The 24899-nt window shown below is 60.6% G+C and carries 21 protein-coding genes; 17 read left to right on the top strand and 4 right to left on the bottom strand.

What is annotated here, in order from left to right:
- Positions 1 to 231: 231 nt before the first annotated feature.
- Positions 232 to 1143, top strand: a complete 912-nt coding sequence (locus tag I6N89_RS19545; protein ID WP_038068089.1) for a DUF2493 domain-containing protein — start codon at positions 232 to 234, stop codon at positions 1141 to 1143.
- Positions 1144 to 1151: 8 nt separating this feature from the next.
- On the opposite strand, the gene I6N89_RS19540 is transcribed toward I6N89_RS19545, so the two are convergent.
- Complete coding sequence (locus I6N89_RS19540) at positions 1152 to 1445, bottom strand: helix-turn-helix domain-containing protein (RefSeq protein WP_038068090.1); 294 nt, start codon at positions 1443 to 1445, stop codon at positions 1152 to 1154.
- Entirely contained in the window at positions 1442 to 1795 is a 354-nt protein-coding gene (locus I6N89_RS19535) for a type II toxin-antitoxin system RelE/ParE family toxin (RefSeq protein ID WP_236016735.1), read from the bottom strand. Before I6N89_RS19535 ends, I6N89_RS19540 begins: the two co-directional genes overlap by 4 nt.
- Positions 1796 to 2419: 624 nt before the next feature.
- On the opposite strand from I6N89_RS19535, the gene I6N89_RS19530 reads away from it, so the two are divergent.
- The 4 genes from I6N89_RS19530 (at position 2420) to repC (ending at position 7004) form a co-directional block, all read left to right on the top strand.
- Positions 2420 to 2758, top strand: a complete 339-nt coding sequence (locus I6N89_RS19530) for a DUF736 domain-containing protein (RefSeq protein ID WP_017470241.1) — start codon at positions 2420 to 2422, stop codon at positions 2756 to 2758.
- A gap of 494 nt (positions 2759 to 3252) precedes the next feature.
- On the top strand, positions 3253 to 4464 hold the full coding sequence (gene repA / locus I6N89_RS19525; RefSeq protein ID WP_038069768.1) for a plasmid partitioning protein RepA: 1212 nt from the start codon (positions 3253 to 3255) through the stop codon (positions 4462 to 4464).
- A gap of 103 nt (positions 4465 to 4567) precedes the next feature.
- The gene (gene repB / locus I6N89_RS19520) at positions 4568 to 5563 is read left to right on the top strand and encodes a plasmid partitioning protein RepB (protein ID WP_038069770.1); all 996 of its coding nucleotides are present in this window, start codon (positions 4568 to 4570) and stop codon (positions 5561 to 5563) included.
- A gap of 160 nt (positions 5564 to 5723) precedes the next feature.
- Positions 5724 to 7004: a plasmid replication protein RepC gene (gene repC, locus I6N89_RS19515; RefSeq protein WP_074854998.1), complete on the top strand. Its 1281-nt coding sequence runs from the start codon at positions 5724 to 5726 to the stop codon at positions 7002 to 7004.
- Positions 7005 to 7016: 12 nt separating this feature from the next.
- On the opposite strand, the gene I6N89_RS19510 is transcribed toward repC, so the two are convergent.
- Entirely contained in the window at positions 7017 to 8126 is a 1110-nt protein-coding gene (locus I6N89_RS19510) for a tyrosine-type recombinase/integrase (protein WP_107817726.1), read from the bottom strand.
- Positions 8127 to 8239: 113 nt separating this feature from the next.
- Here I6N89_RS19510 and I6N89_RS19505 point away from each other — a divergent pair, with 113 nt between their 5' ends.
- The 12 genes from I6N89_RS19505 to I6N89_RS19450 all read left to right on the top strand — a co-directional run bounded on the left by I6N89_RS19505 (position 8240) and on the right by I6N89_RS19450 (position 23299).
- Positions 8240 to 9124, top strand: a complete 885-nt coding sequence (locus I6N89_RS19505) for a DUF1403 family protein (RefSeq protein WP_038069773.1) — start codon at positions 8240 to 8242, stop codon at positions 9122 to 9124.
- Between the two features lie 2 nt (positions 9125 to 9126).
- Positions 9127 to 9741, top strand: coding sequence for an SMC-Scp complex subunit ScpB (scpB, locus tag I6N89_RS19500; RefSeq protein ID WP_038069776.1), 615 nt, complete (start codon positions 9127 to 9129; stop codon positions 9739 to 9741).
- Positions 9742 to 10100: 359 nt separating this feature from the next.
- Positions 10101 to 12335, top strand: coding sequence for an ATP-dependent nuclease (locus I6N89_RS19495; RefSeq protein WP_038069779.1), 2235 nt, complete (start codon positions 10101 to 10103; stop codon positions 12333 to 12335).
- Positions 12332 to 14305, top strand: coding sequence for a UvrD-helicase domain-containing protein (locus I6N89_RS19490; RefSeq protein ID WP_038069781.1), 1974 nt, complete (start codon positions 12332 to 12334; stop codon positions 14303 to 14305). The genes I6N89_RS19495 and I6N89_RS19490 overlap by 4 nt, the downstream gene beginning before the upstream one ends.
- A 106-nt stretch (positions 14306 to 14411) precedes the next feature.
- Positions 14412 to 15008 carry a DUF6088 family protein gene (locus tag I6N89_RS19485; RefSeq protein ID WP_038069784.1) on the top strand — a complete coding sequence of 199 codons (597 nt, stop codon included), beginning with the start codon at positions 14412 to 14414 and terminating at the stop codon, positions 15006 to 15008.
- On the top strand, positions 15005 to 16030 hold the full coding sequence (locus tag I6N89_RS19480) for a nucleotidyl transferase AbiEii/AbiGii toxin family protein (protein WP_038069786.1): 1026 nt from the start codon (positions 15005 to 15007) through the stop codon (positions 16028 to 16030). The genes I6N89_RS19485 and I6N89_RS19480 overlap by 4 nt, the downstream gene beginning before the upstream one ends.
- Before the next feature lie 381 nt (positions 16031 to 16411).
- Positions 16412 to 16762 carry a hypothetical protein gene (locus I6N89_RS19475; RefSeq protein ID WP_038069789.1) on the top strand — a complete coding sequence of 117 codons (351 nt, stop codon included), beginning with the start codon at positions 16412 to 16414 and terminating at the stop codon, positions 16760 to 16762.
- 288 nt (positions 16763 to 17050) lie between these two features.
- Complete coding sequence (locus I6N89_RS19470) at positions 17051 to 17389, top strand: DUF736 domain-containing protein (protein WP_017470241.1); 339 nt, start codon at positions 17051 to 17053, stop codon at positions 17387 to 17389.
- Positions 17390 to 18023: 634 nt separating this feature from the next.
- Positions 18024 to 18200, top strand: a complete 177-nt coding sequence (locus tag I6N89_RS19465) for a hypothetical protein (protein ID WP_169740914.1) — start codon at positions 18024 to 18026, stop codon at positions 18198 to 18200.
- Positions 18201 to 18725: 525 nt separating this feature from the next.
- Complete coding sequence (locus I6N89_RS19460) at positions 18726 to 19448, top strand: helix-turn-helix domain-containing protein (RefSeq protein WP_328805905.1); 723 nt, start codon at positions 18726 to 18728, stop codon at positions 19446 to 19448.
- Complete coding sequence (locus I6N89_RS19455) at positions 19441 to 21369, top strand: relaxase/mobilization nuclease domain-containing protein (protein WP_038069588.1); 1929 nt, start codon at positions 19441 to 19443, stop codon at positions 21367 to 21369. The genes I6N89_RS19460 and I6N89_RS19455 overlap by 8 nt, the downstream gene beginning before the upstream one ends.
- 16 nt (positions 21370 to 21385) lie before the next feature.
- The gene (locus I6N89_RS19450; protein WP_038069585.1) at positions 21386 to 23299 is read left to right on the top strand and encodes a type IV secretory system conjugative DNA transfer family protein; all 1914 of its coding nucleotides are present in this window, start codon (positions 21386 to 21388) and stop codon (positions 23297 to 23299) included.
- Between the two features lie 18 nt (positions 23300 to 23317).
- On the opposite strand, the gene I6N89_RS19445 is transcribed toward I6N89_RS19450, so the two are convergent.
- Positions 23318 to 24739 carry a T6SS phospholipase effector Tle1-like catalytic domain-containing protein gene (locus I6N89_RS19445; RefSeq protein ID WP_038069584.1) on the bottom strand — a complete coding sequence of 474 codons (1422 nt, stop codon included), beginning with the start codon at positions 24737 to 24739 and terminating at the stop codon, positions 23318 to 23320.
- Positions 24740 to 24899 lie beyond the last annotated feature (160 nt).

Raw genomic sequence — 24899 nt, 5'->3', positions numbered from 1 at the left:
AAAGGGGAGCGATGGACCGGCGGGTCGGGGCTGAGTGCCCCTCGCCCGGGCAGCAATGCGCCCCGAACCAGAAAATTCCCCTGAGCCTTCGGCTCATTCCTCGCGGGAACAATTTTCCGGCCCGCGGCGCATTCTCCGCTGCGCTCCGATCCTGACGGATGCGGCCCGGTCGCCGCCGGTCCTGGTATCGCCCCATCCAAATCGGGTCAGATCAAACAGAGGAACCAGACAATGCCCCATCAGACAGACATCCAAGAGGAAACCGGCGTCACCTCCGCCATCCTCGACCACCTGGCACTTCACGGCGCAACACCGGGACCCGGCGAGACCGATCACCGCCCCCTGCCCCAACCTGATGAGGTCGATCTCGCCATGGCGACCCTCTTCGACACCACCATCGGCCTCCTCACCGGCAGCCAATTGGAAGACAATCTCGAAGAGATGCTCTGGTCCCTCACCTCGATCTTCCATCGCCGGCTGACCCATATCCAGAAGCTCCTCGACGACAACGAATTCGAGGTCCGGGAAAGTCTGGCAATCCAGGACGGCTCCGAGGTCGCCTCGGTCGAGCTCGAGCGCCTCCAGATGATCGGGCTCAAGCTCTGGGACCATCGTGACGCCTTCGAACAGATGCGCGATCTGGCCGTGGACCACTTCTCGGCCGCCACCGGTTCACCCTGGCTGCCCCGCACCGGATCAAAGGTCTCCCATCGCGGTCTCACCTCCGCCGTGGTGGACAGCCGGGCCTATCTCTCGGCCAAGCGCCGCAAGGAGACCGAGGTACACTGCCCCGAAGGCACGCGGATCGCTTTCTCGGGCGGGGACTATCAGGCTTACGATCTGATCTGGTCCGTCCTCGATGCCACCCATGCGAAATACCCCGACATGGTGCTCTTGCACGGAGGCACGCCCAAGGGCGCCGAGATGATCGCGGCCCGCTGGGCAGATACCCGTGGCGTCACCCAGGTGGTCTTCAAGCCCGACTGGAAGAACCACGGCAAGGCCGCCCCCTTCAAGCGCAACGACAAGATGCTCGAGACCATGCCGCAGGGTCTGATTGCCACGCCCGGTTCGGGCATCACCGAGAACATCGTCGACAAGGCCCGCAAGCTCGGAATCCGCATCAAGAGGATCGGGGCTTAGGCCCCGGTTCACGCCCCGCGCAAGAGGTCCTGTACGACGGAAGGCTTCTTGGCGATCAATGCCAGCAGAACCTGTGCTGGGCCTGTCGGGTGCCGGCGCCCGTGTTCCCAGTTCAGGAGCGTACCTTTCGCGACGCCAATGCTCTTCGCAAACTCGGCCTGGGACAGGCCCGTCCGTTGCCGGACTTCGGCGACATCGACCTCCGCCACGGACACTTCATGCACTTTGGCGTCGGCCAAATCACCATTCGCGAAGGCCAGAGCCTCTTCGAGGCCCTTGGATACGGATTCAAATGCACTCATGTTGCGTCTCCATATTTCGCGACAAGCGCCTTGCTCATCTCTACCGCAGCAGCCTGTTCGGTCTTTGACAGGTTGGCTTTCTCATTCTTGGCGAAGACCGTGATCAGAAAGATCGGCATATGGGTCCCGCCAAAGACATACACCGTCCTGAAGCCGCCGCTCTTGCCGCTCCCCTCTCTCGGAATGCGGACCTTGCGCAGCCCGCCGCCGAGAGAGATGCCCGCTTCCGGATTGGCGGCAATGAAGTTGATCGCCGCCTCACGTTCCTGGTCCGACATGATTGCCTTGGCGCGCCTTTGGAATTCGGGCAGTTCGACCACTGTTTGCAATCGCGTCATGTTAAGTTCCATATAGGTTTCGGCGGCGTATGTGTCAATGACGTATAGCATGCACACTGGAAGGGCAAGTCAGCGACGGTTGCACGAGTCAGGCAGTATGCCCTTTCAGTTGGTTGCGGCGACCAATGGCCAAGTGTCCTGTCGTATGTATTGACCGAACCGACCAGCCGGGCTCTCATTTCGGGCGATTGGATGGTTGCGGTGTCACGTGACGACCCGGCCTTTCGTTCCACGCTCTGACCGCCTCGAGTACTCATCTGCATCGTGGGCGCTTTCGCGAAGACAATGGGCGCGGTAGTGATCCTGTGGATGCGACTTTGACGTCTGGGTTTTGTCTTATCAGCGATCAGTTTAGAAGGGTGCCAAGGTCCCTGGCATCTCCCTCGTCTGTTCACTCACCTTCCTTCGTGGCCCCCGCACTTCTCCCTTTGTCTGAGTTGCATGACATGCTGGTCGCAGCTGTCGTCCCGTCCACAAAGGTTGTCGCCGATCTTTTTCCCCTGACCCTGCGGGCCATTCCTCGCGGAGCAAAAAGACCGGCGCCTGCCCCTCTCCGCTGCGCTTCGCCTTCGGTGTGGCCGGGCCTTGGCCAGCTGCAAGGTGACCATCATTGCAACGCAAACAAGGAGAAGAGCAATGACCACGAACTGCATCAAATTCACCAGCGCCGACATCGAAACCGCCAAGGGCGTCGGCTCCATCTCGACCCTGACCTTCGACCTCGACATCACGGTCGAACCCGTCGCGAGCACGAACCCGATGGCCCCCACGCACCGCGTCCTCGGCCGCTCCCCGCGCGGCAAGCTGGTCGAGTGCGGCGGCATCTGGAAGAAGCAGAACAAGGAGACCGGCGCTGACTACTACACGCTGACCATCCGCGACCATGGCTTCAACGCCAACCTCGGCAAGGCCGCGAACCAGGACGATCTGTCCCTGCAGGCCGTCATCCCCTGGGGGCCGAAAGACGCCGCGTGACGCAAAGAATCGGCTGGGGCAACCCAGCCGATTTCCGCTGCCTTCTAGGCCCCCGAAACGACTTGGTTATATGTTGGTCTGCCGTGATTGAAGAGCGGAACGGCAGCAAATGATCATAGTCCGTTTGTAAGGCCCGGCCGATACTGTTCGTTTTGGCACCCTAGGTTTCGAGGTGCTGTCGGGCGTTTCGAGTCCTAGATCTGCATGTGTTTTGACAGCCGTGCAGTCGCATAAATTCAAAATAAAACAGATGGTTACAGAGGTATCGCCGCGAGACATGACCCAATATCTGCGTCGAAGATGTCGCTATTGTCCCTATATATTGAGTCGCGGTGTTCCGTGATCGCTACAGGTTGTCGCCGCATCTAAACCGCCTGGTGCATCGAGTGGGTTCGAACCTCTGGGTGAAAATCGTTGTTAAGACTCATTTTTCCGTGTAGATGACACTTTAAAGAGCGAAATCGCTGAAAAAGCGATATTTAGAGGGCAGGCGGATGCGAGATAGGTCATTCAAGGCTGATACGAAGGATCAACCCTTCGACGAGATCATCCTTCAGCAGGGAGAGTTGATTTCTGACCGTCTCAATATGTTGCGGCAAGAACAGTATCCTCCAGATGCCCAGAAAGGTCTACGTCAGTTTTCGCTGGCGGAGGTTGCCTACTATCTTGGCGTAACCCAGTCGACCATCAAGAAGCTTCACCTCGAGGGCAAAGGCCCCGAGCCTGAAACGTCGTCATCCGGAAGGCGTAGCTACTCTGCGGAGCAGATGCTCGAGCTGAGAGCTTATCTGGACAAACATGGTCGGCCCGGCAAGCGTCGATATGTGCCCTACCGACAGCCAGGCGAAGAGTTGCACGTTGTGTCTGTCGTGAACTTCAAAGGGGGCAGCGGAAAGACCACCACCGCAGCTCATCTCGCTCAGCATTTGGCGCTGAAGGGGCATCGCGTTCTTGCGATCGACTTGGATCCTCAAGCTTCGCTGACAGCTTTGCACGGTATTCAGCCTGAACTCGACAACGTGCCATCGTTGTATGAGACACTACGGTATGATGACGAGCGCAAGCCCATCTCCGAAGTAATCCGACCGACAAACTTTCCAAATCTGGATATCGTTCCGGCAAGCCTCGAACTGCAAGAGTACGAATATGATACCCCGGTTGCACTGACGAGCAGCGACCCCCATGAGGGCCGAACCTTCTTCACTCGGATATCCAAAGCGCTCGGCGAGGTTGATGAGCGCTATGATGTGGTCGTAATCGACTGCCCCCCTCAGTTGGGCTACCTGACGCTCACCGCTCTGACGGCCTCATCTTCGGTGATTGTGACCGTCCATCCTCAGATGCTGGACGTCATGTCGATGAGCCAGTTTCTTCTGATGTTGGGCGGGATCATGAAGACGATCCGTGACGCTGGAGCGAACATGCGCCTGAAGTGGTTCCGTTACCTCGTAACGCGATTTGAACCGACGGACGGCCCCCAAAAGCAGATGGTCGGGTTCCTCCAGGCAATGTTTCCAAATCAGATGCTGTCGGCTCCAGTGTTGAAATCGACCGCGATATCCGACGCAGGGATCACGAAGCAGACGCTCTACGAAGTCGAGCGGTCGCAGTTTGTCCGGACCACCTATGATCGCGCTGTCACTTCTTTGAACGACGTGAACGACGAGATCGCAGAGCTGATTCACAAGGCCTGGGGGCGCGAATGACCGACATTTTGACAGCCGTGCAGATCTCCGATTTTGACAGCCTTGCAACTGATCGGATGAGCGCAGAGCGTGGGCTGGATCGCAAAGCAAAGGAGTTAGCTTGATGGCTCGGAAAGACCTCCTGAAAAGCGTCATGAGCGGTTCCCCTGAGCAACCCAAGGATTCTGGCCGCTCTGGTTACGCAATGCGCGGTGCTTCGAAGTCGATGAAAGTTTCAATCGACAGCCTCGCGGAGAACTCGAAGCGTCTCCTCGAAGGGGAAACGATTGTGGAGATCGATCCACAATTGATCGACGTGTCCTTTGTCTCGGATCGCCTCAGTGATGACGATCAGGCGTTCGATGAACTGAAGGCATCGATCGCTGCCGGCCGCCAGGACACACCAGTATTGCTTCGCCCGCATCCGGAATTAGACGGCCGCTATATGATCGTCTTCGGGCATCGCCGTGTGCGAGTTGCGTCGGCGCTCAACCGTAAGGTTCGCGCTGTTGTCAAACCAATGGACGATGTGGCGCACATTCTTGCTCAAGGGCAGGAAAATACGGCACGCGCAGATCTCTCGTTCATCGAGAAGGCGCTGTTCGCGAAGAATCTCTTGGATATGGGGCAGGCAAAGGATGTGATCCAAGCCGCGTTGACCATTGATGGGACACTGCTTTCGCGCATGCTCTCGGTGGCTCAGAACGTTCCGCGGGACGTTATCGAGCAGATTGGCCCAGCCAAGCAGATCGGACGGGATCGTTGGGAGGATTTCAAAAAGCTGGCTTTGGAGCCCGCGAATGACAAGATCCTGAAAGTAGCCTTGGAGTTTGACGGGTTTCAGCATCTCGATAGTGATGCTCGCTTCGAGTTCTTGCACAGCAAACTGGCAGAAGCCGGCAGGGCGCCGAAGCGCCGTAAAGCACGCGCTGCGCCCAAAAAACGCACCTGGACCGCCGGCAAAGGCCGCATCAAAGGCGTCATCGGGCGGTCCGGTAAGGCATTCAGTATTTCGCTAACGGCGCAAGATTCAACCGAGTTCGGGGACTTTCTCTCCGGTCGACTGGATCAGCTCTACAGCGATTTCCTCGCGACAAAAGAGGAGCAGTCGGAACAATGATCTAGGCAAAAGAAAAGCCCCCAAGCAGTGTGGCCTGAGAGCTAATCTGAAAAGTTTGGTCGCTTAGAAGATACCTCTCCCACGAATCACTGTCAACGACGAACGCTCCTGAGCGAACGGCTTTCTTTTGCCTCCAACTAACCGGAGGTGAGATACAGGCATGAAACATACAGGTTGGCGCAAGCCGACACCGGGTCTTGGGGTTGCTGAGCAACTTGCCCAAGCCGGTGAACGGGTAGCAGTACCCAAAACACGGGCCTTCGTGGCACTCAAGCGCGTGGGGGCACATATCGGCCTGAAAGCCGGCGACATGATGCTCCTCGATACACTGGGGGCCTTCACTCAGGCCCAGGATTGGGAGGAGGGGCAGCGTCCGATCGTCTGGGCGTCGAACGCCTATCTGATGGAGCAAACGGGTTTTTCGCTGTCTGCCCTCAAGCGCCACGCGCGGCGCCTTGCTGAGATCGGCGTGATCTCCTTCCAGGATAGCCCCAATGGCAAGCGGTGGGGCCGCAGGGACGCAGAGGGGCGGATCGTCGAGGCCTATGGCTTCGATCTGTCGCCGCTTTCAGCCCGTGTCGAGGAGTTCGAGGAACTGCATGCCGATTTGCAGGCCGAGCGCGAACTCTGCCAGCGCCTGAAGCGCCAGATCACTGTGGCGCGCCGGATGATCCGAGCCCGGATCGAGGCAGCTCTCAGCAGCGCGTTGCGCGGGCCCTGGAGGCAATTCACGGGGCTTTTCGAAGAGCTTCTCGACCGGCTACCGCGCCGACACGAAGCGTCCGAACAGCTGGTGCGCTTGTTCACATGGTTCAAGGAACTCCAGGAACGGGTTGAGGCGGCCTATCTCAAAGCGACGGGCGCGGCGAAACCTGTGGAAAACACCGATGATAAAGATGCCCAAGTCATGGAGAAGACTCAAGAAATGAACCCCAGGGAGGTCATTTCTGAACCTCATATACTAATTACAAACCAACTTGATCCTGTAACTAGTAATTCCTCTGAAAAAGAGGAAGCTGCGGGTGTGGTGCCCAATGCGCCACCGGAAGAGCGGGTTGACAGGGAGCTGGAAGACTGGGTTGCCGAGGTGCGCAAGAAGCGCACAGCGCTCGACCTGCCGACAATCATGCAGGCCTGTCCGGAATTCGCGTCCTGGGCGCGGAATTTGGGTGGATTCCTCAAGGATTGGGGCGATCTGCACCGGGTTGCCGGTCAACTCAGGCCGATGATCGGGATCTCTGAGCATGCCTGGAACGTGGCGCAGGACCGAATGGGCACCCAGGTGGCCACGGCCGCGTTTGCCCTCGTCTTCGAGAAGCACAGTGCGGGCGAGGTTGCCTCGCCGGGCGGCTATCTGCGGGGCATGGTAGAGAAAGCCGGGGCAGGGGAGCTGCATCTCGAGCGCAGCTTCTATGGTAGGCTCAGTGGGCAGGCGGCGTGATAGGGCAGGGGCTCAGAGACCGGCGGCTTTGGTCAGGTTTACCCGGAACCTGTCGCGGCGCCGCTGATAGCGGCGGGTCATCTCGGCCGAGGCGTGGCCAAGCTGCTTCTGGACGTAGCGCTCGTCGACTTCGGCGGAGCTGGCGAGACCGGCGCGCAACGAATGGCCGGAGAACAGCGCCAGGCGGTCTTTCTCAGGCAGGTCCGACCGGATGCCGGCGTCCAGAACCGTGCGCTTGATCAGGCGCGCGACATGCTTGTCGTTCAGTCTCGTTTCCAATGCGCGTTTGCCATCGCGCGAGGTGCCGACGAAGATTGGACCGAAGTCGATCTTGGCGAAGTGCAGCCATTGTTCGAGCGCATGCACGGGGCAGGTTTGATCCTTCGAGCCGCGTCCGATCTCGACCTCACGCCAGCCGGTCTTGGCATTGAGGGTGAGCAGGGCGCCTTTGTCGAAGATCTCGATCCAACCGCCGGAATCCGGTGTGTCGTCCTTATGTACGTCGAGGCTGACGATTTCCGACCGACGCAGACCACCTGCATAGCCGAGGAGCAAGATGGCCCGATCCCGCAGCCCGCGCAGGTCGAAAGCAAGGGTGGCTACCATCGCGAGGATGTCCTCGGCCAGGATCGCTTCCTTCTGCACCGGCGGACGGGCGTGTTTGCGTTTGATCCCGGCCAGTACGGTGGCGATGTGGCGGTTCTTGCGATCGAGAGTGAACCCTCGCTGCGCGTAGTTCCAACCGAGGCCGGAAAGGCGGCGTTCGATTGTCGATACCGAAAGGGCAGGGGAGAGGCCCGAACCGGACGCCAGGTCCGCAAGGTAGAGCCCGATCATTTCGGGCGACGGGGGCAGAGGCTCCGCGCCCTTCATCCGGCACCATCGCGCGAAATGCGCCCAGTCTTTCGCATAGGCCTTCAGCGTCTTGTCCGAGGCCGCGGCGCGGGCATAGTCGCGCGCGGTGTCCACCAGCCGATCAAGGGTGCCAGAGCCGGCCACAAAGGACGGCAGGCTTAAAGCGTCGCCGTCACGGTGATCTCTCTCGTTGTCCTCGTTGACCGAAGACCCGTTTGGCGCGGATGAGCTCGATTTCTCGTTGTTTTCTGACATATCGCAGAGCATATTACTTCATGTCCGATAATGCAAACTTATTGGACATAATACGATACGGGAAGGCGGGGCGGTTTCTATGAATTTTTGTGGCGAAAAGCGCCGTGGTGATATAGGCTTTGGTCATGACAGTTGCCCGACCGGATCACATCACCGACCCAGACACGTTACCCCGGATGCCCGCCTGGGTCACCTCTGTACGCGCTGAAACCCTTGAAGATGTTGCGTTTTTGTCGGGCGCAGCGCTGACCCACCTGCATCTTGTGTTGGGACGCGCGGATGTGCCCCAAGCCTTGTTGCGGGACCGCCTCGCGCTGCGCGCGGCCGAAGCTTGTGTCGCGTTTGCCGGTCGGCCCGAGCGGGCAGGGGAGTTGCGCGATACGGTGCATCTGCTGCGTCCGGGCGATCTGCCCGGTCCGGCGGGCGCGGTCTGTCAGTCTTGGCAACGCGCGGCGGAGCGGCAGGTGTCGATCGGGACCTTGCACCGGGCCTTGCCGCAACTCGATCCAGCGCGGATAGCAGTTTGGCTTGATGCAGGGCAGGGCGGGCCGGTAGCGCGAGCAGCGGCAGTGCTGGAGGCCGTTCTGGTCGACGCCCCGCGGGAGGAGGTTGCGGCGCTGGTCCTCGCGGATGCGGCCCTTGCCCAAGCCCTCGGTTGGGATCGTGTCGTGCCGCTGCTGGCCCCGGGCCTGAAACGCGCTGACCTGCGCAAGCAAGGCGACGACTTGCGTCTCGCCTGCCATCGCGCCCTTGTATCATCGGGGGCCGAGGCTGTCCGGCAGGCTGCCGATCTCGCGCGTCGGGCGGCGCATTTGAAAGCGGTCGCACCAAAGCTTCGGGCCAAGGGGGCAGGGGCGGCGGTGGAAATATTCCTGACGCAGGACGCGGTGGCGCCTAGTGCCTTGCCTTTGCCGGATCGCGCCGCGCGGCGGCTATGTGACCGGCTGGTTGACCTCGGCGCCGTGCGCGAGCTGACCGGGCGCGACACCTTCCGGCTCTACGGGCTGTAGCGATGGCAAACGATCGCCCTGACCCCGAACTGGATCGCGAGCTGTCCGACCTGCCGCCCGAGCTGCGCTGGCGGGAATGGATGCGCCGCATCGAGGCGGTGCTGTTTGCCTCGACCGCGCCGGTCCCGCGTGAAGACCTTGCCCGCGTCGTCGGGCAGGGGGCCTCGGTGGATCTGCTGGTCGAGGACCTTGCGGCCGATCTGGAGGGGCGGGCCTTCGAGATCGCCCAGGTTGCTGGCGGCTGGATGTTCCGCACGCGTGCCACCTACGCCCCCGCGATCCGCGCGGCGGCAGATGTCGGGGATCAACTGCTGGACCTGAGCGAATTCGACGTCGCGGTTCTGGCCGCCATCGCCTATCACCAGCCGATCACGCGCGACGGGCTCAAGGATATCTTCGGCAAGGAGATTAGTCGCGATCTGATCGGGCGGCTGCATGCACGCAACCTGATCGGGACTGGGCCAAGGTCGCCCCGGCGAGGGGCCCCCTATACCTTCGTCACCACCGAGCAGTTCCTTGTTGCCTTCGGGTTGGAGAGCCTTCGCGATCTTCCCGATCGGGAGCAGCTGGTGGATGCGGGTGTCGTGGGCGAAGCGCCACAAATCGATTGCGGGTAACGCGTTGCCGATCCTGAGAGTGAAGTCCGCCGTTGTGCTTATCGTTTCATTTGCGGTGCAACGATTCATCTGCGTGCCAAGAAAGTCACGCGATTACAAAGCGATAATCGTTTCACTTATTCTGACCGAAGTCTCTTGCATTTATTGGCGGCAAGGCCTCCGGCGTTCCGCCTCACGGCCGATGAGAGGCCCATAACCCAGCATGCGATTTCCACAGCATCTCCTGTGAATCTGCGAAGCAAATAGCCAGACAGTGAATACTGGGAGAACCCTGACGGTTGAGTACGGCTACACACCCGCAGGACGAGTATATATAGAAAAACTATCGCAGCATTCTCTGCGAGGGGGACACCAATACTATGAAGCTTACACGCATTGAAGTTTTCAATTTTCGCAAATTGCGGCGCGCCCGTCTGGATATGTCGGACAAGCAGACCCTGCTCGTCGGGGCCAACAACAGCGGCAAGACATCGGCCATGAAGGCGCTGCGCAAATTCCTTAAGGATCGCGGCGGTATCGACACGCGTGATGTGACAGCCTCAAACTGGGCCGCAATTGAACAGATCGCGGGAGCCTGGACACAGGAGGTCGAGGTGGATCTCAGCCCGCTCCTGGCCCAGCTTCCGTTCATTGACGTCTGGCTCCATGCTGACACGTCAGAGCTGCACCATGTCGCGCACCTGATCCCAACACTGACCTGGACTGGTGGCTTGCTGGGCGTGCGCCTACGCTTGGAGCCAAAGAAGGGGGCGGACATCAAGGCGCAGTACCTGGCCGCACGAGAGGCCGCTCAGACGCTGCAACCCGGCGGCGCAACGGCCAAAGGGTTCGCGCTTTGGCCACGTGACTTTCGAGAATTTCTAGACAAGCGCCTGAGGGACCTATTCGAGCTTAACGCCCATCTTCTGGATCCCATGAGCTTCACCACGACAGGGCCGGTTGAGCCGCATGCCCTGCCGGCCTTGTCGGAGGGGATCGGTTCGAACCCCTTTGCTGGACTCATCCACATTCGTGAGATCAACGCGCAACGCGGTTTCGCAGACGCAGGGGACAGTAATGGCGACGACGATGAACCGACGAACGCAACTAGCCGCAAGATTGCCAGCCAGATTCAGCCCTATTTCCGTAAACATATCGACCCCGAAAAGGACCCCACGCCGAACGACGTCAAAGCGCTCGAGGCAATCCATGATGCCGAAACCACCTTTAATGCCCGGCTCAAGGATGGTTTCGCTGATGCTATCAAGGAACTGGAAAGTCTCGGCTACCCCGGCGGGCTGAACAATCCGAAACTCTTCATAGCCACGCAGATCAAACCGGTTGACGGGCTCGATCACCCGGCTGCGGTGCAATACGATATCTCGGGCGACACTTCCGGGGTGAAGTTGCCTGAAAGCTACAATGGCCTCGGCTTCCAGAACCTGATCTCCATGGTGTTTCAGCTAATGCGTTTCCGGGATGACTGGATGCAAGTAGGCAAGTTCAAATCGCAGTTAGTGACCCCAGACGACAAGGGTATCGAACCTCTGCAACTGGTGCTAATCGAGGAACCGGAGGCGCATCTGCATGTTCAGGTACAGCAGGTCTTTATGGCTAGGGCCCACAAGGTGCTGCGCAACCATAAAGATCTGGAGCAGGAGGGCTCGGCCTTTACCACTCAGCTGGTCGTGAGCACCCATTCGGGCCATATTGCACACGCCGCCGCGTTTGAGGAGCTGCGTTACTTCAAGCGCGAGCTGCCAAGTCACGGAGTTGTGCCCACGGCCAGTGTGGCGAATATGACTGGGCTCTTTGGTGCGGACAATGAAACCCATCGCTTCGTGACGCGCTATCTGCTGAGCACACATTTTGATCTATTCTTTGCCGACGCCATCATCGTGATCGAGGGTGCTGCGGAGCGAATTCTGCTGCCGCATCTGATCCAACATCACTACCCTGATTTGGCTGCAGCCTATCTATCCTTTTTAGAGCTGGGGGGCAGTCACGCGCATAGGCTGCGGCCTCTGATCGAGGCGCTGGAGGTGCCGACGCTGATCATCACCGATCTCGACGCGGTGGCAGCGGTCGACAAAGGCGGGAAGGTCGTCAAAGAATCGGTCCAGCCTTGCTGCGGGGCTGCTCAAACCACAGCCAACCACGTGCTAAAGACCTGGCTCCCCAAGCTGGCAGAGATCGATGAGCTGTTAGGCTCTCCCCCCACGGCTCTGTGTCACACGGCCCCTGACCGCCCCATCGCCGTCAGCTATCAAACCCCGCAAAAAGTGACACTTGGTTCGGTGTCCACGAGCGTCACGCCCAGCACCTTCGAGGATGCTCTGGTCCTGACTAACCCGAAAGCCGTGACGGACGCCGCAGGAACAGAGTTCTCCTGCCTCATGACCCGTGCCTTTGCCAAATCCATCGCTGAGGCTCAGGCCCCTGAAGACCTCGCCAAGGCGCTCTTTGAAAGGTTGGCAAAAAGACCGGAAAAGGCCGCCTTCGCACTGGATCTTCTGTACATCAAAGACATCAAAGTGTTGCGCGCGCCGCCCTATATCAACACCGGCCTTACCTGGCTCGCGAGCCAGCTGAAGGGCGTGGAGGGCGCGGCGTGACAGACGTGACCGACGCTACCCGCGACGCGGGCGCTGACGCGACGATTCGCGCGTGCCTGTCCCTTGGTCAGCCGCGCAGCTTCTTTCTCTTTGCCGGGGCGGGATCTGGAAAGACGCGATCTCTCAAGGAGGCACTTGAGGGATTGGACACACAGACCCTGACCACCTTGCGCAAACACAGCCGCAAGATCGCCGTCATCACCTATACCAACGCCGCCGCAGATGAGATCACACGCCGCGTCAAGGCCGATCCGGTGTTTCAGGTACAGACCATCCACAGCTTCGCTTGGTCGCTCATCGAGGGGCGCACGGCGGATATTCGGGGCTGGCTAGAGAGCAACCTGCGGACAGAAATTGCCGAGATCCAAGCAGCCCATGCGAAGGGCCGTGTGGGCACCGACGCCCATGACAAACGCGAGAAGAAGATGGCCTCCAAGACGAAGCGTCTGGAGCGCCTGGCTGAAATCCGCGCCTTCACCTATGCGCCCGAGGGGGACAATTTCGGCCGCGATGCGCTGCAACATACCGAAGTCATTGCGCTCGCCGCGCATTTCCTGACTGAAAGCGAGACGTTTCAGAACATCGTTCTGGCGCGCTATCCGTTCATCCTGATCGATGAGAGTCAGGACACGATGAAACCGCTGATGGAGGCGCTCTTGACCTTCGAGGCGCGCCATCGCGGCCGCATCGCCCTAGGGCTGCTCGGGGACACGATGCAGCGCATTTATACCGATGGTTTGCGCGATCTTGACCAGCGAGTGGGGGATTTTTCGCAACCGGCCAAACAGATGAACCACCGCAGCCGCAAGCGGATCGTGGACCTGGCGAATTCGATCCGGCGCGACGATGATGGCCGCCAGCAGCGGGCGCGCGAAGACAAACCGGGTGGCACCGTGCGCGTCTTTCTTGCACCAAGCGAGGGCACGGATCGCGGAGCCTTTGAAGCCTTCGCTTGTGCGGACATGGCCCGCATCACCGGAGACCCCGCGTGGCAGAACGCGGAGGCGATCAAGACACTTACGATCGAGCGTCACATGGCCGCCGCGCGTCTTGGTTTTAGTGAACTGTTTGAGCCATTGAGCAAACCCGACAAGCTCAAGGACGGGTTTCGCGATGGCACCTTACCTGCGATGCGGCTTTTCACCCACCGGGTCTTGCCTTTGGTGACGGCACAAAGGAATGGGGATGCCTTTGCCGCGATGGCAGTGCTGCGCGACGGCTCACCGCTGGTCGATAAGAGAGGTATCCGGACGGGGCGCGGGGGCCAGGCTTCTGGCCTCGACGCGGCACGGGCGGGCGTTGCGGCGCTGATGACGCTATTTAAGGACGAACCGGATCCGAGTTGTGCCGACGTGTTGGCAGTCGTGGCCGAGCACCGGTTGTTCCCGATCCCTGACCAGCTTCGACCCTGTTTGCCTGACGACAATCCGGCGGCCGAGGACATGGCCGATATCCTTGCCGAGCTTGATCCCTTGTTTGACGAGCTGGACCTGACCACGCCCGAGGACACACCACCCACTGAACCCACCATCACCGAGGCCTGGACGCAGGCGCTTGATGCCCCGTTTTCCCAAGTGGCGCGCTACCTCGCCTATGTCGAAGATCGCAGCCCCTTTGGCACCCACCAGGGGGTCAAAGGGCTCGAATTTCCCCGGGTCATGGTAATCGCCGACGACGTCCATACTCGCTTCAAGGGCCTTGCTTCTTACGAGACGCTGTTTGGTGTGAAACCCTTGGGCCCAACCGCCCAAAAAAAGGCGGACAATGGCGAGGAAACCACGATCGAGCGCACCCGCCGCTTGCTCTATGTCACTTGCACCCGCGCCGAAGAGAGCCTCGCGCTAGTGCTCTATTCCGAAGCCCCCGATACGATCCGCAGGTTTCTGATCTCCAACCAATGGATGGCCGAGGACGAGGTCGTGATGGCTGCGGCCGACGGGACCTTTCAGGAAGCTGCACAGCAACGCTGAACATTCAGTAGTGACCGTTTTGGGCCGTTTATTTCGCCTAGCCGCGGAAGCTTCAGCTTGAAAACTGTCAGAAATCAAGCTACATATCTGACACTAGGAGGCGAACATGCAAACCACATCTCAAGCGATCAAGGCCTATGCTGAAGCGCTGCCGGAGGGTGCGACCCTGTCGGCGCGGGAGTTGTTGCACCTCGGAGAGCGTGCCGCGGTCGACCAGGCGCTGTCGCGTTTGGTTCGGCGTGGGGAGCTTCTGCGTGTGAGACGCGGATTGTTTGCCTTGCCTGTGAAAACCCGCTTCGGCAGCCGGGCGCCCTCGGTTCAGGCCGTGGTTGAGCACATTGCGAAATCAACAGGTGAGCGCGTGTCGCAAAGCGGAGCGTCGGCAGCGAACCTGCTCGGCATTTCGACGCAGAACCCATCCCGTCAGATTTATTGGACCTCCGGGCCGAGCCGTCATCTGAAGCTCGGAGCGCAAAGCGTCGAGCTTAAACATGTGCCGAGCTGGCAGCTTCGTGCGCCCAACAGCCGTGCCGGGCACGCTTTTCGGGCGCTTGCCTATTTCGGCAAATCCGAAGCTGCTCAGGCTTTGAGGCGTATCAAGGCGACGTTGAACGAAGAGGAGCAGCGCGAGCTTCTGAGCCTTCGCGCCTCTGCGCCAACCTGGATGGCCAAGGAACTTAGCGCGCTCGCGCCATCGCAATGACAGAAAGCCAAACTTACTTTTCCCTGTCACGCGAAGACAAGATTGACGCGCTGGAAGTGGCCGCCTCAAAACTGGGGCGGCCAGCAGACCTCTTGGAAAAGGACATCTGGGTCGTCTGGGTGCTTGACGCCTTGTTCGACAGTGATCTCGGCGAACACCTGGTTTTCAAGGGTGGAACGTCGCTTTCCAAGGTCTACAAGGCGATCGACCGGTTTTCAGAGGATGTCGACCTGACATATGACATCAGGCAGATCATTCCGGATCTCATCAAGGACCCCAACGATCCATATCCGCCAAGCCGCTCGCAAGCTCAGAAATGGACCGAAGCCGTTCGGGATCGCTTGGGTGAGTGGGCCGGCTCAAAAGTTGCCCCCATGTTGTCGGACAAGGTCAAGGCAGCGGCGCTCCCGGCAGAAATCCGTGTAGAAGGTGACAAGATCTATCTGGACTACGACGCGGTGCGCAGCGGCAGTGGATATGTTCGATCCTCGGTCTTGTTGGAATTTGGTGCTAGGTCGACAGGCGAACCGGCGCAGCGTCACGAAGTGGTTTGTGACCTCTCTCAGGCGCTACCTGAGTTGCTCACGCCCGTCGCCACGCCTCGTGTGATGATGGCCGAGCGGACGTTTTGGGAGAAAGCGACGGCCATCCATGCCTACTGCTTGCGGTGCGCGTTTCGAGGCGGCGACCGTTATGCGCGTCACTGGTACGATCTTGATAGGCTGCAGGCTGTGGGTGTCGCTGCACGGGCGCTGGAGGACAAGACGCTTGCTCAAGATGTCGCGAAGCACAAACAGCACTTTTTCCGCGAAACTGATCGTGCGGGTGCGACGATTAGCTATGCCGATGCCGTCTCAGGGTCGCTTTGCCTGATCCCAGAGGGGGCGGCCCTGGAGGCGCTGGTCCAAGACTACCAGAAAATGCAGGAAGCGGGGCTGCTTCAGTCAGACGCCATCGCTTTCGATGCCCTAATGGCTCGTCTGATGGATCTTCAAGATAAGGCCAATTCGCGTCCAGAGTGATGTGGGGCACGTTGCTTGCTTTCGGCGTCTTTGTGATCGCCAGAAGGTTCAGTTTCTGGCCTCGTTGCATACCCATGGTGAGCAAAAACGAAACACGCCAAACCGGCTTTCATGTCGATCACATCTTTGTCGCGGACTGCCGTGAGCCTTGAGCGGTGTTTAGGTTTTTTTGATGTGCAAAGTTTAGGTTTTCATGATCTTGGCCCCTCCTGCCCTTTGGCCAGGACCGCGCCCTACTCGGCCGGCTGCGCGCAGCCGCCCTCCCCGAGCTGAACCGCCGCCTCTCCCTGCGACGTGCTGCTGGCCGTGCCGTCGCATGGTCGTGGCAACGTTTCACCTCGGCCGTTCGGTTACGGTCGCTGGGGCGGGCGGGTCGCCTCAATGGTCTCGTCGACCGCGCCTCAGTCAGCGTTGCTCCTCGCATTGCCGGACATGCTGTTCTGCCATCATTGGCGGCAAACGCTGTTCGACGACCTACGGATTACATTTGCCACAGCTGGCAAAGGGCCGGTGATCCGCGCGATGCAAGAAATCGCAAATGATTGGGCTGCCGTAGAGGGTTCGTTCGAAATCGGGAGGAACCGCGCCCAGTGCAGATGTCTCCACGGTTTGCTTGAAATCGCTCAGCCAGATGGCACCGCACTCAACCAGCTTGCCATGGATGCGAGCGATCGCGCCACGTTAGGCAAGGCCCGGCAAAGCGCGAACCCTTCCGGCTGCGGCTCGGCGTGAGAGGGCAGAAAAGACACCGCCCCCGGCAATCTCCATCAGCTGTTCACCCCGTTTCCTTCGCGGCCACCGCACTTCTCCTTTTGTCTGAGTTGCATGACATGCTGGTCGCAGCTGTCGTCCCGTCCACAAAGGTTGTCGCCGATCTTTTTCCCCTGACCCTGCGGGCCATTCCTCGCGGATCAAAAAGACCGGCGCCTACCCCTCTCCGCTGCGCTTCGCCTTCGGTGTGGCCAGTCCTTGGCCAGCTGCAAGGTGACCATCATTGCAACGCAAACAAGGAGAAGAGCAATGACCACGAACTGCATAAAATTCACAAGCGCCGACATCGAAACCGCCAAGGGCGTCGGCTCCATCTCGACCCTGACCTTCGACCTCGACATTACGGTCGAACCCGTCGCGAGCACGAACCCGATGGCCCCCACGCACCGCGTCCTCGGCCGCTCCCCGCGCGGCAAACTGGTCGAGTGCGGCGGCATCTGGAAGAAGCAGAACAAGGAGACCGGCGCCGATTACTACACGCTGACCATCCGCGATCACGGCTTCAACGCCAACCTCGGCAAGGCCGCGAACCAGGACGATCTGTCCCTGCAGGCCGTCATCCCCTGGGGTCCCAAAGACGCAGCCTAAGCCAAGGGCCAGACCGCTCCGGCGGTCTGGCCTTTCCTCGTTCTGAGGAATGGCAGCAGTTCGGGTCCGAAACCCGTGTCCGAAGAATGCCGCATATTTCGGACGCGGACATAGAGTCGGGCAGTCAGACTGGATCGGTCGCCGATGCGACGCCGATCTTTCAGTTCAGTGACAGCGAGGATCGCGCGAACCCGAGGCGAAACCGAATGTCAGCAGGGAGAACTGGGAGCCAGCTGAGCGAGGCAAGCGCAATCCTCCTCTCAGTCGGGCGACCCGCGCCAGGGTGGTCTTGGCGAAGCCGTTGGGTTGGCAAACACATCTTTGGCCGCAGGCGAGGAAACCCCAGATCAACGTCATGCGTCCGGGGAGCAACGTCTCGCGCCCGTGTCACCGCCGCGCGCCTTTCCGTCGACCTGTTGGCCTCTCAGATCGCTAGCCCGGGGTCGAGCGGTCGGCAACGCCGGGGGCAGGTTTCTGGACGGCTGACGCCGTGAGCGTTGCGGGGCATCGCTCACAACAAACCTGCCCCCGGCGTGCTCCATTTCATTCCGCCCCGTGCCGGGTGCAGCCCGCTCTCATGCCCCCGGTCTTTTCCACGATCCGTCCAACGACGATCAACGGAAAGGATCACACCATGACACTCGAACAATCCATCGACCTCGCGGAACTGCAAGCCGACATGGCCATCGAAGCCTACCTCGCCGCCTTTGATGAAGACACCCATCCCGAGACACTCGACAGCCTCGAGACCGAGGCGCTGATCGCCCGCAGCCGCTACGACGATCTGCGCAATCAGGGACTGGGTCACTGACCCAGACACCCCTGCGGGTCTTCGAATCCGCAGGGGTCTGACGTCGACTCTCAGAAGCTTCGTGACTCCCTCAGAGGGTGTGGCCGCGCTTTCTCGCGCGGGCCGTATTCGTGTTCCTGGCGCCCGATCCGTGACCGGCTCGGGCGCTCGATTTGCCTGTCGTCACCTGCTGATTGGGTAACAGTTTCAGCAGAGTCTTTTGACCTGATTGCCGCGTATCATTGTGGACTGCGTCCGTTCCATGCTGCGCTGCGCAGCGGTCTTGAGTACACCTTATTTCCAGCAAAAAGACACGGCACGCAAAACGTAATATTGCGCAATGTGATGTATTGAAGTATAAGCGAAGGAGAGTAGGAAGACGTTGGCAGGATAGGGCCAATGTTTGCACATTTTGTCCGAGGGGTCTGTCATGGGCGTTTCCCGCAAAGCTGAATGCTCCGCCGCACGCGAACGCGATTGCGGGCAATCGCTGCCTCGCGCGCGTCTGCGCATGCATCTTTTCCTTGGAAGCGGGAGAACGTCCTAGTGCCGAGGCCAGCGAAAAACCTGAAGCTTGAAGAGCGCATCGAAGTGGCGCGGCGCTTTGCGGCGGGTGAGAGTGCGAAGGACCTGGCGGCGGCATTTGGCATCTCTCCGCGTCATGTGAACCGGCTCGCGAAAGAGGAGGCGGGCGAGGGGCTCGCGGTACGCGATCCGAGCGAGACGGTGGCGTTCCGGGCCAGTCAGACTGAGCTTGCAGCGTTCGATGCGGAGTGGCGTGAGCGGGGCTTTGCCAACCGATCCCAGGCACTCAACGCGGTGCTTCGCGGGCGGTGTGGATTCCTCGATGTACCGCGCGATCTGGTCTCGGAATTCTGCGCGGCGTGGCGGCAGGCGAAGGATGTGTGCGACGCCGGATTGGTGCTCGCCAAGTCGGTCCATCGCGGTCGGCTGGAGGTCTCGGAGGCGGACCGCGCGGTGCTGATCGAGCTCCTTGATCTGGCGCAGTCCATGAGCCGTGAGATGGGCCGGATGAAGGATACGGCGCAGGCGCTGCGCCATCGGGAGTGGCCACAAAAGGAAGAAGGGCAGGGCGCGGAGAGCGCGGTTCTGGAGGATGGCCCGCGCACGATCGGGAGCGGTCTGAGGCTCGTGCGTGAGAGTTCCGGTTCAGAATTGGATCGCCCTTCGCTGCCTCTCGGCAAGCCTCGAACGCGAACGGCGATACCCGATGATTTGCTGAAGAACCGGAACTCTCGAAATGGCTGATCCGCTCGCCCTCTACGCCTCGGTCATGGGGCGGCTCTGGGAGGATGAGCGCATCCGGGGCCAGGCCGCGGCGCGGATCGACGCGCGGCTGGCGGGGCGTCGGCAGGGTCGGAGTTTTGCGCGCGTCGGATCCATGTCGGCGCGCAATGCGCTGAAGGTGGCCTCGGGGCAAAGCCGGGCGGCGGTGTTCAAGCGGATCCGGGCGGGGGGCTGCAAGACGCGTGCTTCGCTCGGGGCGCAGATCTCCTACATCAACGACAAGGCCCTCTACACCTACTCGACCATGACCAATGCCCTGACCGACGCGGCGGTGCTTTCTGAGGAGCAGAAGGAAGACATCATCGAGGATTGGGCTGGGACTTGGCGCGGCTCGACCAAGCTCGGTTTCACCTCGCACATGCTGCTCTCGTTCCCGACCGATGTGACGGTCGACCAGGTCCGCGACATCGCGATGGACTGGACGGAGCATTTCTTCGAGAGCGGCCAATACGGCGACCAGTGGGACTATGTTCTCGCGGTCCATGACGACCGGGCGCACAAACACGCGCACATCATCCTGAACAACCGCGGCGTCGAGAAGGGCACCTGGTTCTCCTGCTGGGCCGAGGGTGTGATGTCGCCGCAGCTCATGCGCGAGAAGCAGGCCGAGATCGCCGAAGCGTATGGCGTCATGCTCGACGCCACCACCCGGCTCGAGCGGGGCATCTTCGAGAAGCCCGCCGGCATCGAGGAGATCTACCGCGCCAAGGAAGAGGCCCGACTGCCGCGCGAAATCGTCATGACCGCGCAAGAGTCCGCCATCGCGCAGGCGCAGGTGGTGGGCTTCGCGAAGGGCTACAAGAACCTCGCCGACCTGCTGGACCGGATGGACCGGCACCACATGGCGCGCGCCGTGCGCGGCATGGCGGACGGGCTTGGTTCGTGCACGCCGTGGAACTTCACCGAAGGAGAGATAGACATGAAGGACATCAAGACCGTCGGTGACGCGATCGACTATTCCGAGCGCACGATCGAGGCGCTGAGGCTCAAAGCCGAGGCACTGGACCCGGCCGAGCGCGCCGCTTTTGAAGCCAAGGCTGCGCCGATCATCGCGGACCTTTCGCAGATGGTGCCGGATCCGGACCTGCGCGCGCGCTTTGGCAAGCAGCTCGAAGAACCCTATCCGCCGGGGGCGGGCAGCGAGGTGCTGATCGCCGCGCTGCAGTCCGGCAAGGACGAGGGGCTGCGTGAGGTGCTCGAGCGCGCCGAGGAGGCAGGCATGGACAGCGAGGAACTGGTGGCGCGCATCTCGGCGGGCGGCACGCGGAACTACGGCATGGCGCAGGATTGGGTCGAGCGGGACATGAACGCGGTGCTGGCGAAGGACGGTCTCAGCATCGAGACCGCCAATGACGACCAACTGGATGCCGCGCTCGAGAAAGTTGACGGGGTGATGGACGCACTGATGGAACGCGCCAAGGAGATGGGCGTCGAAATCGGCCGGACCCTCGCGGATGAAGAGGAGGCAACGCTGCCGCTCGTCGACGAGGACGACCGGACACCAAATCCCTACCTGCAGGACCTCGCCGACATGTTGCGCGACGGCAAGCTCACCGAGGAACAGGAAGAGACGGTCGAGCGGACCCTGCAATCCGAGCTCTTCAAGGAACTGGGCGAAGAAGGCTTGGCCGAACTTCGCCGTGGCAACTACGAGGTGCTGGATGCGGCCCTGCCAAGCAAGCTCGACCAGATCACCGTCACGCAGGAGTTCCTCGAAATGACCTTCGAGGAGACCGGTGACCAGGTCTTCACCGACCGCGCCGCCGGGTTGCAGCAGGACAAGGCAACCGAAGTCGCGCGGCTGCGCGGCCAGCAGGAAGCGCAGGAGATGGGCCGCGATCTTGGTCGGGACCGCGGTCTCGATGACGAGATGGAATTCTAAGGGGGAGATGACCACCATGACCAAGACACTTCCCCTCTGGGCCGCGCTCCTCTTCGGTGTGATCTGTGGCGCCGTCATCGGAACCATCGTCGCCGCCTTCTACCTGACCCTGGCCCTGAAAACCGGGTTTCAGAGTTTCGACATGCTGGCGCTCTGGAAGGCGAGCGCGGGCGCGCGCGCGGCGCATCCCGAAGCCTTCAAGGTGGGTTTTGGTGCCGTCGGCTTCGGAGCCATCGGGCTTGGGGTCCTGGCGCTCGCCTGGACCTGGAAGAAGGAGCGGGACGACTACGGCTCGGCCCATTGGCAGACCAAGGCAGAGCTGAAGAAGAACGACATGCTGCAGGCCCCCGGCAAAGGATTCGTCTGTGGCAAGCTCGGCGCGCCGACCTCGAAGGCTGAGTTCATTTCCTCCACCACGATCCCGCATGTGATGATGGTCGCGCCGACCCGCGCCGGTAAGGGTGTGGGCTTCGTGATCCCGAACCTCCTGAGTTTCGCGGGCTCGGTCGTGGTGCTCGACGTGAAGGGCGAGAACTTCGAGAAGACCGCGCGGCTTCGGGCGGTGAACGGCGACGAGGTCTATCGCTTCAGCCCCTTCGACTGGGCCAATGCCACGCATCGTTACAACCCCCTTGCGCGGATTGCGAAGGCCCCGACATTCGCGCAGCGCTTCACCGAGGTCTCGATCCTCGCCGACCTCTTCCTCGACAAGGACAACAAGACACTCGACACTTTTTCCGAGGCCGGCAAGTCGATCTTTGTCGCGGCCTGCCTGCTGGCGATCCAGCGCGGCACGCCAAATCTTGGTGAGGTGAACAAGATCGTCGCCGGGGGCGAATACAAGAACGCCCAGTACAAGACCTATGCCGACGAGGCCGAGGAAGACATCTTGCGTGAGCTCTGGACCAACGCGGCCTCGGCCTCGTCGCGGCTCCTGACCTCGAACATCCAGGCGCTGATGACCGCCGGTCTCAAGCAATGGGACAACCCCGCCGTGCGCTCAGCCACGCAAGACAGCGACTTTGATTTCTCGACCTTCCGCAAGACCCCGCAGTCGCTCTACATCGCCGTCTCCGAGGATCACATCGCGACGCTGGCCCCGCTCCTGCGCCTGATGTTCGCCGATCTTATCGCCTCGATCCGGCTGAATGAGCCGGGCCCGGGCGAACCCTGGCCCGTCATGATGATGATCGACGAATTCCAGCAGATGGGGGCGATGCCCTATCTCGAACGCGCGATCCATTCGCTGGCAAGCTATGGCGGCCGCGTCGCAATGATCGCGCAGTCACTGGCTTCGCTCGATCGGATTTACGGACCTGAGGGCCGCGAAAGCCTCGAGAACGGGGCAGGGCTGAAACTCTACATCACCCCGCGTGACCAGCGCACCGTAAAGGAGGTTTCCGCCGCGGTCGGCAGCACCACCCGCGAGGCGGTGACCCGGATGTACGGCCGCAACAAGGGGTTCCTCGGCGCGACCTCGACCTCGGCGCGGCTGGAAGAGCGGCCGCTTCTGTCGGAAACCGAAGCGCGCCTGATGGATCCCGACGAGGTCATCATCCTCGCTTCGCCCCAACACCCGATCAAGGCAAGCCGGATCAAGTATTACGACGATCCGTTCTTCAAGGACATGTTGGCCCGCCAGGAAGGCAAGCCGTTCCCCTATCCGCCGAGCGTGCAGGGCGTAGGGCCTTGGGGAGGCGATGCTGGTGATGAGGCAAGTTCTGACGAGCCGGTGAAACCAGCCGGGCGCGCGCCTGTCAGGGATCGTTCGCATCGCCGCGAAGCGCGCGCAATGAGCGTGATGGCGATGGAGGCCGGGCACGTGCAGCCTGAGCCCGAGACGCTCGAGCGGGAAGCGGCGGTGCCGAAGGAATGGGAGACGGCGCTCGACCGGCAGGAGGACTTCATCGAGGAGTTGTTGGGTGGGTGAGCGTGGTCGATTGGTCCCCTATTCGTCGTAGTAGCATTTCAAGTCGCGTCGCTCTTTCAATTGGGCAGGTCGGTAGGGTTTGACCTCGCCACATTGGGCGACTGCCTTGGCTCGCATGCGTTCTTCGACTGAAGGATGGATTGGGAAGTCGTCGTCAACTGCGCGAATTCCCTTCCTCCAGCGGATGCGGAATGGTCCAAATGCTACCATCGCGTCTTCGCGGTGCTGCAAACCCAGAGGGTCAGGGGCGCGGTTCAAGACGTTCTCGTTGATCTGGATGGACGGCACACAGTCTTTCAATTCGTCGACCATCCAATCGAGGGCTATATCACTCAGGCGGGACTCTGCCTCGGGATAGCTTCCGCCGATGTCGCTATGACAGCCCGGGAACCAGACCTGCTTCAGCCACTTCGGCTCTCGATCTTTGGTCTCAATCGCGGCCGCCTTCGATGCCCATCCAACCCTTGGAAAGTCCGCACGGTCCTCGTCGATCGCCATGGCGTGACGGGCGTGTTGGACATCGGGATCCAGCCACTTGTCGTAGTTGCGCTTGTTCCAAGCCGCGAAATGACCCGTCTTGAGGATCTGCGGCCAATCGGTTGGGCGCCAGAGCTTCAGTTTGCGCTCGGGATCGTCCGAGAAATACTTGAAGTTGTCGAGCAACAGGGAACCAAGCTGCCAAAGAAGCGAGACTAGAAGTACGCCAAGCGGAACAACCAAAAGCCAAGACCATCCGAGTGCAACGCCTGCGGCAAAAGCCGCCCCGACCCCGAACGTGACGCCCCAGACCAAGGTGCGGACAACTGCCGTTCGCAGTGATGCCACCGTGTCGAAGACCCCGATGAATGTAGGCTGAACGTTTCCCTGATTGTCTTCGCCTTCAATGGGAAAGCTCGAATACTTTTTGCGAAATCGTTTGCCGAGCTCTTCACGGTTCTTGAAGTAAGGATCTTGTCCGCGCGGTTTTCCAGCGCCGTGATTATAGACGAATTTTACAGCATCTTTGGCGATCTTGCGCAGGGCGGGACCATGACGCGGCACCGGAGAACCATCGGGCATCTGCGTCGGGACACCGCAAAGGTTCATGACATTGGCGAGTGCTCTGACTGTATAGGCTCCGCGAGAGAACCCAAACAGCAGCACGCGATCGCCGGGCTCGTAATGGGCGATGATCTGCTCGTAGCAATCGATGATGTTGTGGTCGATGCCAGTTCCGACGGCGCTTTCCAGGATCGGCTTGATCCGACCGAAAAACCCACCACTTTCACCGGTTCCCAAGCCCGGGTCGTAAAAGGCTACTTGGTCCTTCGGGCTAATTGGTGAATCTGGACCAGGACGCATGGCGCGATACATCTTGTAAACATTCGACAGCCGTTGGTCCGGCCTGGCACCACCCATCTGGCCGGTTCCGTCCGAGAATATGCAGATGTTCTTTACCATTTGTCGCCCTATCCAAGAACACGAAGTACAGTCAAAGTCCCGAACCTGCAGCGGTTCTGCCAAGCTAGGGAGGAGTGCAGCGAAAAAGTTTCGCCCGAATCGAGAAAAAGTAGAACATAATGGAAACACATGTGTCCACCTGGTATTGTGGTGTCTAAGT

It is taken from the genome of Salipiger abyssi (genome assembly GCF_017311415.1).
Lineage (GTDB): Bacteria > Pseudomonadota > Alphaproteobacteria > Rhodobacterales > Rhodobacteraceae > Salipiger > Salipiger abyssi_A.
The sequence above is the reverse complement of the archived record's forward strand: the minus strand, read 5'-3'. Positions and strand labels throughout refer to the sequence as shown.

Bases quoted from the DNA above. Each gene is read 5' to 3' on its own strand.
- I6N89_RS19465 (WP_169740914.1), top strand. From the start codon at position 18,024: ATGACACTCGAACAATCCATCGACCTCGCGGAACTGCAAGCCGACATG.
- I6N89_RS19530 (WP_017470241.1), top strand. From the start codon at position 2,420: ATGACCACGAACTGCATCAAATTCACCAGCGCCGACATCGAAACCGCC.
- I6N89_RS19510 (WP_107817726.1), bottom strand. From the start codon at position 8,126: ATGCTCTGCGATATGTCAGAAAACAACGAGAAATCGAGCTCATCCGCG.
- I6N89_RS19485 (WP_038069784.1), top strand. From the start codon at position 14,412: ATGCAAACCACATCTCAAGCGATCAAGGCCTATGCTGAAGCGCTGCCG.
- I6N89_RS19475 (WP_038069789.1), top strand. From the start codon at position 16,412: ATGGTCTCGTCGACCGCGCCTCAGTCAGCGTTGCTCCTCGCATTGCCG.
- I6N89_RS19540 (WP_038068090.1), bottom strand. From the start codon at position 1,445: ATGAGTGCATTTGAATCCGTATCCAAGGGCCTCGAAGAGGCTCTGGCC.
- I6N89_RS19455 (WP_038069588.1), top strand. From the start codon at position 19,441: ATGGCTGATCCGCTCGCCCTCTACGCCTCGGTCATGGGGCGGCTCTGG.
- I6N89_RS19450 (WP_038069585.1), top strand. From the start codon at position 21,386: ATGACCAAGACACTTCCCCTCTGGGCCGCGCTCCTCTTCGGTGTGATC.
- scpB (WP_038069776.1), top strand. From the start codon at position 9,127: ATGGCAAACGATCGCCCTGACCCCGAACTGGATCGCGAGCTGTCCGAC.
- I6N89_RS19445 (WP_038069584.1), bottom strand. From the start codon at position 24,739: ATGGTAAAGAACATCTGCATATTCTCGGACGGAACCGGCCAGATGGGT.
- I6N89_RS19505 (WP_038069773.1), top strand. From the start codon at position 8,240: ATGACAGTTGCCCGACCGGATCACATCACCGACCCAGACACGTTACCC.
- I6N89_RS19545 (WP_038068089.1), top strand. From the start codon at position 232: ATGCCCCATCAGACAGACATCCAAGAGGAAACCGGCGTCACCTCCGCC.
- repC (WP_074854998.1), top strand. From the start codon at position 5,724: ATGAAACATACAGGTTGGCGCAAGCCGACACCGGGTCTTGGGGTTGCT.
- I6N89_RS19470 (WP_017470241.1), top strand. From the start codon at position 17,051: ATGACCACGAACTGCATAAAATTCACAAGCGCCGACATCGAAACCGCC.
- I6N89_RS19495 (WP_038069779.1), top strand. From the start codon at position 10,101: ATGAAGCTTACACGCATTGAAGTTTTCAATTTTCGCAAATTGCGGCGC.
- I6N89_RS19535 (WP_236016735.1), bottom strand. From the start codon at position 1,795: ATGGAACTTAACATGACGCGATTGCAAACAGTGGTCGAACTGCCCGAA.
- repB (WP_038069770.1), top strand. From the start codon at position 4,568: ATGGCTCGGAAAGACCTCCTGAAAAGCGTCATGAGCGGTTCCCCTGAG.
- I6N89_RS19480 (WP_038069786.1), top strand. From the start codon at position 15,005: ATGACAGAAAGCCAAACTTACTTTTCCCTGTCACGCGAAGACAAGATT.
- repA (WP_038069768.1), top strand. From the start codon at position 3,253: ATGCGAGATAGGTCATTCAAGGCTGATACGAAGGATCAACCCTTCGAC.